Source organism: Cupriavidus sp. 05N40 (genome assembly GCF_056397305.1).
In genome coordinates this window covers 1-1072 of the sequence record NZ_JBFTND010000443.1, presented here as the reverse complement: position 1 = coordinate 1072, position 1072 = coordinate 1, and the positions used below count along the sequence as shown (strand labels likewise).

2 protein-coding genes are annotated in these 1072 nt (G+C 62.2%); both read left to right on the top strand.

The genetic code is table 11. The features are described from left to right. Positions 1 to 138: 138 nt before the first annotated feature. Positions 139 to 486 carry a phage tail tube protein gene (locus AC1DO7_RS41345; RefSeq protein ID WP_441616191.1) on the top strand — a complete coding sequence of 116 codons (348 nt, stop codon included), beginning with the start codon at positions 139 to 141 and terminating at the stop codon, positions 484 to 486. Beyond that, entirely contained in the window at positions 483 to 782 is a 300-nt protein-coding gene (locus AC1DO7_RS41340; protein ID WP_441616189.1) for a phage tail assembly protein, read from the top strand. Before AC1DO7_RS41345 ends, AC1DO7_RS41340 begins: the two co-directional genes overlap by 4 nt. Positions 783 to 1072: the final 290 nt, after the last annotated feature.

Genomic DNA, 1072 nt, shown 5'->3' with positions numbered 1-1072 from the left:
ATGTGAACCAGCTGCGTGTCTTCGCGCTGCTCAACCAGTTCCGCCTGCAGTACCCCGACCAGGCCGCCGCGTAAGCACCGGCTGTCTCAACCTCGCGGCCCGCCATCGTGCGGGCCGTTTGCATTTTAGGAGACCGATATGGGTCAAAAAATTGCCGGTACCGTCTACGTCAAGGCGGACGGTACGCAGTTCGATTGCCAGGGCGCGGGCGAGGCGCCCATCACGAAGTACAAGCGCGAAAGCATCCGCCCCGGGATGATCAAAGAGGAGGATCTGGTCCCCTACATCAAGGCGGACATGTCGTTCACCAAGGACTTCCCGCTCACCAAGCTGCAGGACGCGATCGACATGGTGGTCACGATCGAGTTCAAGAACGGAAAGACTTACGTGCTCACCGGCGCTTACGTGGTCGGCGAGCCGTCCGCTGCTGGCGATGACGGCAAGGTGTCGCTCGAGTTCAATGGCGTGGAGGGCAAGTGGCAATGACGACAACCACCATCAAGCTCACCAAGCCCGTCAACGCGCACGGTGAGGCGATCGACGAGATCGTGCTGCGCGAGCCCAAGCCGGCCGACGCCCGGGTCATCAAGGCCATGCCGTACTGGATCGACAAAGACGAGAACGTGCAGCTCAACCCGACCGCCGCGGCGCAGTACCTGGTCAAGTGCGGCGGCATTCCGATGTCGGCTGTCGACGAACTCGATCTGTCCGATTTCAATGCGCTGTGCTGGGCGGTCGCCGGTTTTTTCTTCAAGGGCAAGTCACCGACGCCGACGACCTGATCCGCGTCGCGTACGACCTTGCCAGCTTCTGGAAGGTGGATCCCGAGGTGGTGCTCGACCGGCCGGTCAGCATCATCGCGGAGCAGTACGACCACGCCATGCGCATCAACCGGCAAAGCGTGCCGGACACGGAGTAGGGGATGGCCGATAAGTTTCAACTCAAGGCGCTGATCACCGGCGTCGACAAGCTGTCGCCCACGCTGGCAGGCATCCGCAAGAACCTCGCTGGTTTCCGGAAGGGGCTCAAGGCCGATGGCATGGGCAGCCTTTCGTTCGGCGACGTGCTGGCG